This window comes from Actinomadura sp. KC06 (assembly GCF_004348735.1).
GTDB lineage: Bacteria > Actinomycetota > Actinomycetes > Streptosporangiales > Streptosporangiaceae > Spirillospora.
Genome location: NZ_SMKT01000268.1, coordinates 1 through 6,982, shown reverse-complemented (window position 1 = coordinate 6,982; position 6,982 = coordinate 1). Strand labels below are relative to the sequence as shown.

8 protein-coding genes are annotated in these 6,982 nt (G+C 67.9%); 4 read left to right on the top strand and 4 right to left on the bottom strand.

Translation table 11 applies throughout. The features are described 5' to 3' along the window. Window positions 1-134 precede the first annotated feature (134 nt). Entirely contained in the window at window positions 135-323 is a 189-nt protein-coding gene (locus E1287_RS40930) for a DUF397 domain-containing protein (RefSeq protein ID WP_131971152.1), read from the bottom strand. Next, on the bottom strand, window positions 314-1,123 hold the full coding sequence (locus E1287_RS40925; RefSeq protein WP_131971150.1) for a helix-turn-helix transcriptional regulator: 810 nt from the start codon (window positions 1,121-1,123) through the stop codon (window positions 314-316). Before E1287_RS40925 ends, E1287_RS40930 begins: the two co-directional genes overlap by 10 nt. A 136-nt stretch (window positions 1,124-1,259) precedes the next feature. Between E1287_RS40925 and E1287_RS40920 the strand changes: the two genes are divergently transcribed. Continuing rightward, complete coding sequence (locus tag E1287_RS40920; protein WP_131971148.1) at window positions 1,260-1,652, top strand: ATP-binding protein; 393 nt, start codon at window positions 1,260-1,262, stop codon at window positions 1,650-1,652. A gap of 67 nt (window positions 1,653-1,719) precedes the next feature. On the opposite strand, the gene E1287_RS40915 is transcribed toward E1287_RS40920, so the two are convergent. Beyond that, entirely contained in the window at window positions 1,720-2,814 is a 1,095-nt protein-coding gene (locus E1287_RS40915; RefSeq protein WP_131971146.1) for a helix-turn-helix domain-containing protein, read from the bottom strand. A gap of 117 nt (window positions 2,815-2,931) precedes the next feature. On the opposite strand from E1287_RS40915, the gene E1287_RS40910 reads away from it, so the two are divergent. Together E1287_RS40910 and pruA are read left to right on the top strand one after the other, a co-directional pair. Beyond that, a complete protein-coding gene (locus E1287_RS40910; RefSeq protein ID WP_131971144.1) occupies window positions 2,932-3,840 on the top strand; it encodes a proline dehydrogenase family protein in 909 nt (302 codons plus the stop codon). A 16-nt stretch (window positions 3,841-3,856) separates the two neighbouring features. Beyond that, complete coding sequence (gene pruA / locus E1287_RS40905; protein ID WP_131971142.1) at window positions 3,857-5,488, top strand: L-glutamate gamma-semialdehyde dehydrogenase; 1,632 nt, start codon at window positions 3,857-3,859, stop codon at window positions 5,486-5,488. Here the strand turns inward: pruA and E1287_RS40900 are convergent. Then, window positions 5,485-6,693, bottom strand: a complete 1,209-nt coding sequence (locus E1287_RS40900; protein WP_131971140.1) for a cytochrome P450 — start codon at window positions 6,691-6,693, stop codon at window positions 5,485-5,487. The two genes, pruA and E1287_RS40900, sit on opposite strands and share 4 nt — an antisense overlap. Before the next feature lie 57 nt (window positions 6,694-6,750). Between E1287_RS40900 and E1287_RS40895 the strand changes: the two genes are divergently transcribed. After that, window positions 6,751-6,982 (top strand): TetR family transcriptional regulator (locus E1287_RS40895; protein ID WP_131971138.1); only part of this gene is annotated, 232 nt, incomplete at its 3' end.

Below are 6,982 nucleotides of genomic sequence, written 5' to 3'. Positions count from 1 at the left end.
CCCCCGGGGCTCCGCCCCTGTCCCCCGACGGGTTGGGCCTGTAGGGCCTCTTTCTGGCGTGCTGCACGGCGGGTCGCCTGGCCGGGAGGACCAGGCGACCCGCCGCGACTCAACGAATCGACGCCAGGGGGTGGTCAGTGTGCCTTGGCGGTGGACCGGATGGCCGTGCGGAGGGCCGTGCGGGTCAGTAGGAGGACGGGGCCGTCCGGGTCCTTGCTGTCCCGCACCGCCACCACACCCGCCGCGTCCGCCAGTTCGACGCAGTTGCCGCCGTTGGGGCCGCTGTAGGTGCTCCTGCGCCACTTGGCGTTTGTCAGGTCCATCTCTCTTCGATGACCTTTCGGATCAGTTCACGCGACATCTCCTGCGTGAGCGCCTGAGAACGGAGCTCGACCAGGGTCCTCGCTAGGTTGGACAGATCCGCCGGGTTGTCTGTGGTGATGCCTCGGATCGCTGTCTCGATGTACGCGATCTCGCTCCGATCCTCCATCGTCGCAACCACAAAGGCGCCGAGGACGCCCTCGTGCTCGCCACTAGACAACACTACTTGAACCGTGACGTTGGGCAACAAACTCAGCTCCAGGAGGTGTTCGAGCTGTTCCCGCATCGTCTCTGGCGTCCCGACGAGGTTGTAAAGCACGTGCTCGTCGAGCAGAAACAGGACCGTCAGCGGGGCTGAGTCGTCGTCCCTGGTGAGGATGGCCTGGCGGCTGATACGGGCCTCGGCGGCCTCCTGGTTGCCGCGAAGCATTGCCAAGGCGTAGGCAGGTGTTTGGGCCAGCCCGGGGATTACCGAGTTTTCCCAGCTCACCAGCATCACCGCGTCCGACTCGATCTGTGGCCAGTCGAACCAGATCGGTACCGGGTGCCCGTCCTTGTTGAGGTCCTCCCACAAACTAATGAGAGAACCGCCCGCTTCCAGGTAGTCGTCCACTGCGACAACGAACGACCGAGTGGCGCGCTTCTTCCCGTTCTCGATGCGACTGACCTGGGGACCACTCACCTTCGTCAGATGAGCGATTGTCTCCTGTTTGACGTCCTTGGCCTCTCTCAACCGGCGCATCTGACGGCCGAAAGCGACCAGGGCGGGGGACTCGCGGGGGCGTTGGCGTCGCGGGGGCATGGCTTCTACCTCTCGGCGGAATCTGTCGAATTCGGAGGCTGAACTACCACCCTCTGCCACCTATGGGCGGTAGGCGCATCGTAACCCGAAAATGGCGCACTGTGTGCTGTACGCCACACACAGTGAGGAGAGGGTCGTGGGAGATGCGGCGGAGAACCAGATGGTGGTGAAGCAGGACCTGGAGGTTGTCGCGGAGGTGCGGCGGTTCGTGCGGCTGGTCGCCGGTCAGTGGGGCATGGACGACTTCACGCCGTGCCTGATCGCGAGCGAACTCGTCACCAACGCGCTGCGGTACGCGTCCGAGGAGGACGGTGACGTGATCCTGCGCGTCGGGCGCACCGAGGACGACGCGTTGTGGATGGAGGTCCAGGACGGCACACGCGAACTCCCGCACGTCCAGGAGGCCGAAATGTTCAGCGAGGTCGGGCGGGGGCTCATGCTCGTGGACCACTTCTCTCGCTGCTGGGGCGTCCGCCCTCTTGCGGACAAGGCAGGCAAGGTCGTCTTCGCGATCATCGACCGCTCGTGAAGGCCAGCGGAGGGGCGGCGTCCCCCTGTCCGCCCCTCCGCTTCCGAACATGCCGGAAGGTGTTCTGCTAGGGGCCTTCCTGCTTCAGGTGGGGGGAGAGGGTTAGGGCCAGGTGGAGGGTCAGGCGGTCTTGGCCGTTGGTGAGGGTTAGGGACGTCAGGTCTTCGATGCGGTGTAGGCGGTGGTAGAGGGTTTGGCGGTGGATGTTCAGGGATTGGGCTGTTTTCTGGACGTTGCCTGCGAGGTCCAAGTAGGTGCGGGCTGTTTCGGCCAGGTCGGGGTGTTGGAGGAGTTTCTCGGTGCCTTTGGTTTGGGTTGTTTGGGTCAGGGAGTCGTCGCCTGCGGTGCGGAGGAGGCGGAGGACGCCCAGGGTCGTCCAGTCGCGGGTTTCGCCGGGGGCGGCGGTGCGGGCGGCTACGCGGGCGCGGAGCCAGCCCTCGTGGACGTGGTCGAGGGTGGGGCACGGGGAGTAGACGCCTGCCTGGACGGGGGCGTTGCGTTCCTCCAGGAGGCGGCGGGCTCTGTCGATGGTTGTGCGCGCTGCCGGCTGCGGGAGGACCAGGATGTGGTCGCGCTGCCAGACCGTTGTCAGGGCGGAGTGGGGGAGCAGCCAGGGGTTGAGGGGTTCTGGGCTTGGGGTCCGTAGGACGGCCACCGTGAAGGGTGGTTCGGGGGCTGCGGCTTCTGTGAGTTCTGTCGCTGCCTGGGTGCGGACGTCGGGGTGGGTGGAGAGGAGGTCGGCGACCTTCCAGCCGAGGTCGTCGCGTTCCCTGGCCTGGCGGGCCATGAGGAGGCCGGCGCGTTCGCAGAGGGGCATGGCGCGGGCCGCCTGGGTGTCGGTGATGTGCTCGGGGTCGTCCAGCAGCCAGAGGTAGCCGTAGGTGACGTTGTTCCAGCGGACGGGCAGGCAGAGGCGGCCGAGCTGGCCGACCGAGGTGTCGGCGGGGATCCGGACGGGGCCGGTGGCGCGGGCGATGCCGTGGCGCTCGAAGCGGGTGCGGACGGCGTCGGTGGCGCGGCGGTGCAGGATCGACTCCATCCGGACGGGGTCGATGGTGTCGCCGTGGGGGGCGTAGGCGACCAGGTGGAAGTCGCGGTCCTCCAAGGTCGCGGGGGCGCGGAGGAGGTCTGCCGCGTGTTCTGCGATCTCCTGGAGGTCCATCCTCGTCCTTTGTACGTTTGTATGAAGAACTGGCCTTCTGAAAGTTACGTTTGACTATACGAGGTGTCGGGCGGGTGCTCCTAACGTGCGGGGTGTTCCTCGTCGCTGGAGGGTCCGATGCTCAGTCCTTTGCTCCTCGCCGCCGCGCGCAGCCGGCGGATGCGCGGTCTCGTCACGTCCATGCCGCTGACCAGGGGTGTCGTCGACCGGTTCGTCGCGGGGGAAGATCTGGACGCTGCGCTTGGTGTGGTCCGGGGGCTTGGAGCCGATGGGCTGAAGGTGACTCTCGATCATCTGGGGGAGGACACCAAGGATCGGGGGCAGGCCGAGGCCACGCGGGACGCCTATCTGGAGTTGTTCGCCGCTTTCGCTGAGCAAGGGCTTGCTGGGGGTGCGGATGCGTCGGTGAAGCTGTCGGCGCTTGGGCAGGCGCTTTCCGGGGATCTCGCGCTCGACCATGCGCGGGACATCTGTGCCGCGGCGGGACGGGTCGGCATGACCGTCACGCTTGATATGGAGGACCACACGACTGTGGACTCCACGCTGGAGATTCTTGGGAAGTTGCGTGTCGATTTCCCTTGGGTGGGCGTCGCCATTCAGGCGATGCTGCGGCGAAGTGAGGGCGATCTCCGGGAACTGGTCGGGGACGGGTCGCGCGTGCGGCTCGTCAAGGGCGCCTATGCGGAGCCCGCGTCGGTGGCCTATCAGAGCAAGCATGATGTCGACCGCGCTTATGTCCGGGGGCTGCGGACGCTCATGCGCGGTGACGGATATCCGATGGTCGGCAGCCATGACCCGCGGATCATCGAGATCGCGCTGGCGCTGGCCGCCGGGAGGTCGCCGTCCTCCTACGAATTCCAGATGCTGTACGGGATCCGGACGGCCGAGCAGCGGCGGCTCGCCGAAGCCCATCAAATGCGCGTGTACATCCCGTACGGCGCCGACTGGTACGGGTACTTCATGCGGCGCCTGGCCGAGCGGCCCGCAAATCTCGTGTTCTTCCTTCGTTCGTTCGTATCCCGCTGACCAGGAGGTTCCTTTGATGGACGCCGTGACTAACGTTCCGACTCCGGCGAACGAGCCGGTGCGCGGGTACGCCCCGGGCAGTGCCGAGCGGGCCAGGCTCGAAGCGAAGCTCGCCGAGCTGACCGCGGAGGCGCCGATCGACCTGCCCATGACGATCGGCGGGCGGCGCCGGCTGGGGGCGGGCGCGAAGGTTGCCGTCGTCCAGCCGCACAGGCACGCGTCCGTCCTCGGGACGTTCGGGACCGCGACCGGGGACGACGCGCGGGACGCGATCGCGGCGGCGCTCGAGGCCGCGCCGGCCTGGCGGGCGCTGTCGTTCGACGACCGGGCCGCGATCTTCCTGCGGGCCGCGGACCTGCTGTCCGGGCCGTGGCGGGAGACGCTGCTGGCCGCGACGATGCTCGGGCAGTCCAAGACCGTCCAGCAGGCGGAGATCGACAGCCCGTGCGAGCTGGTCGACTTCTGGCGGTTCAACGTGCACTTCGCGCGGCGGATCCTCGCTGAGCAGCCGATCAGCAGCCCGGGGGTGTGGAACCGGTCCGACCACCGTCCGCTGGAGGGGTTCGTCTACGCGATCACCCCGTTCAACTTCACCGCGATCGCCGCGAACCTGCCGACCGCGCCCGCGCTGATGGGCAACGTGGTCGTGTGGAAGCCGTCGCCGACGCAGACGTATTCGGCTGTCCTGCTCATGCGGCTGCTGGAGGAGGCCGGGCTGCCGCCCGGTGTCATCAACCTCGTGACGGGCGATGGTCTCGCCGTCTCGGACGTCGCGCTGCAGCATCCTGACCTCGCGGGGATACATTTCACCGGGTCCACGGCCACTTTCAAGCACCTGTGGAAGACGGTCGGAGCCAATCTCGACAAGTTCCGCGGCTACCCGCGTCTCGTCGGCGAGACCGGCGGCAAGGACTTCGTGGTGGCGCACCCGTCCGCCGACCCGGCCGTCCTGAAGACGGTGCTGGTGCGCGGCGCGTTCGAGTACCAGGGGCAGAAGTGCTCGGCGGCGTCGCGCGCGTACGTCCCGAGGTCGATCTGGGACGGCGGGTTCAAGGACGCGCTGATCGCCGAGGTCGACGGGCTCACGATGGGGGACGTCGCCGACCTGTCCAACTTCATGGGCGCGCTCATCGACGAGCGGGCCTTCGCCAAGAACAAGGCGGCCATCGAACGGGCCCAGGCCGATCCCGACGTCGAGATCGTCGCCGGGGGGACATATGACGACTCGGTCGGGTATTTCGTCCGGCCGACCGTGCTGGTGTCCGGTGACCCCGAGAACGACATCTTCCGCACCGAGTACTTCGGGCCGATCCTCGGCGTGCATGTGTACGACGACGAGCGGTACGAGGAGATGCTCGCGCAGATGGAGTCCGTCGCCCCGTACGCGCTGACCGGCGCCGTCGTCGCGGACGACCGGGCCGCCGCGGCGCACACCGCCGAGGTGCTCCGTTACGCGGCCGGCAACTTCTACATCAACGACAAGCCCACTGGGGCGGTCGTAGGGCAGCAGCCGTTCGGCGGCGCGCGCGCGTCCGGCACCAACGACAAGGCCGGGTCCGTGTTCAACCTGCTGCGTTGGACATCGCCGCGCTCCATCAAGGAGACGTTCGTCCCGCCGACCGACTACCGGTACCCGCACATGGGCTAAGCGGCCGTTATACCCGTGGCTGGGAGCGATGCCCAGCCACGGGTGAACGGGGACGCGATGCGTGTGGCGTTCTCTAGGTCTACGCCTACGTTCGGGTGGGCGTGGAGCAGTTCTTCCAGGGCGACGCGTGCTTGCAGCTTGGCCAGATGCGAGCCGATGCAGAAATGCACGCCGCTGGAAAAGCCCAGATGGCGTGGGATCTTCCGGGTGATGTCGAGGTCGTCCGCGGACGGGCCGAACTCGCGCTCGTCCCGGTTCGCCGCGCCGAACAGCATCATCACCTTCTCGCCTTCCGGGATCTGCGTGCCGTGGAGCGTCACCGGGCGCGTCGTCGTCCGGGCCAGCGCCTGCACCGGACCCTCCAGCCGCAGGAACTCCATCAGCGCGTTCGGGACGAGCGACCGGTCGGCGGCGAGGCGCTCGCGCTGCGCGTGGTCGCCGTCCAGCAGGGCCACCCCGTGCGAGATCAGGTTCCCGGTCGTGTCGTTGCCGCCTGCGACCATGACGAAGCAGAACCCGAGGATGTCCCAGTCGGACAGGCGCTCCCCGTCCACCTCGGCGGCGGTCAGGGCGCTGACCAGGTCGTCGGACGGGTCGGCGCGGCGCGCTGCGATCACCTCGGTGAAGTAGCCGAACATCTCGGCCACCGCGTCCACCGCCCCGCCCTTCATCGCCTTCAGGTGGAAACCGTCGTCCTGCAGGGTCGTCAGCGCGGACACCCACGGGTCGAACCGCGCTCGGTCCGCCTCCGGGACGCCCAGGAGCTGAGCGAGGGCGAACGTCGGCAGCGGTGACGCGAAATCCCGGTGCAGGTCGGGTGTGGCGCCGTCTGCCGCTTTTCGCTCCATGAGCCTGATCCTCGAATGGGCGAATTCACGCAGGAGTTCCTCTAGGGCGGCGATCCGGCGCGGTGTGAACGCGTGGCTGACTAGGCGCCGCAGGACGGTGTGCCGGGGCGGGTCCAGCATCACGATCGTCGGGGCCAGGCCCAGCGTGCCGATCTCATCCGGATAGAACGTCAGGCCCTGGGCCGACGAGAACGTCTCGGCGTCGCGCGTCGCCGCCCAGATGTCCTCGAACCTCGACAGCGCCCAGAACGGCGGATCGTCATGCCTGTGGACGGGCTCATCGTCGCGAAGCCGCTGGTACGCGGGATAGGGATCGGCCTGGAATCCGGGATCGAACGGGTCGTAGACGTCCGCCATGGGGGTCTCCAGGTGTAACGGCCACCGTTAATAACGCCCCCTGTTAGTATCACCGGCGTGCCGAAAGACGCAAGAGCCACCCGCGAACGCCTCCTGCGCGCCGGCGCCCACCACTTCGCCGCCGACGGCATCGACGCAGCCCGCACCCGCGACATCGTCACCACCGCCGGACAAGGCAACGACTCCGCCATCACCTACCACTTCGGCTCCCGCGCCGGCCTCCTCGAAGCCATCCTCCGCGCCGGCGTCACCCGCATGGAACCCGCCCGCGCCGCCACCCTCCCCACCC

Excerpts from the sequence above, each read along its gene's own strand:
- E1287_RS40930 (WP_131971152.1), bottom strand. The coding sequence starts at position 323 with ATGGACCTGACAAACGCCAAGTGGCGCAGGAGCACCTACAGCGGCCCC.
- E1287_RS40925 (WP_131971150.1), bottom strand. The coding sequence starts at position 1,123 with ATGCCCCCGCGACGCCAACGCCCCCGCGAGTCCCCCGCCCTGGTCGCT.
- E1287_RS40915 (WP_131971146.1), bottom strand. The coding sequence starts at position 2,814 with ATGGACCTCCAGGAGATCGCAGAACACGCGGCAGACCTCCTCCGCGCC.
- E1287_RS40910 (WP_131971144.1), top strand. The coding sequence starts at position 2,932 with ATGCTCAGTCCTTTGCTCCTCGCCGCCGCGCGCAGCCGGCGGATGCGC.
- pruA (WP_131971142.1), top strand. The coding sequence starts at position 3,857 with ATGGACGCCGTGACTAACGTTCCGACTCCGGCGAACGAGCCGGTGCGC.
- E1287_RS40900 (WP_131971140.1), bottom strand. The coding sequence starts at position 6,693 with ATGGCGGACGTCTACGACCCGTTCGATCCCGGATTCCAGGCCGATCCC.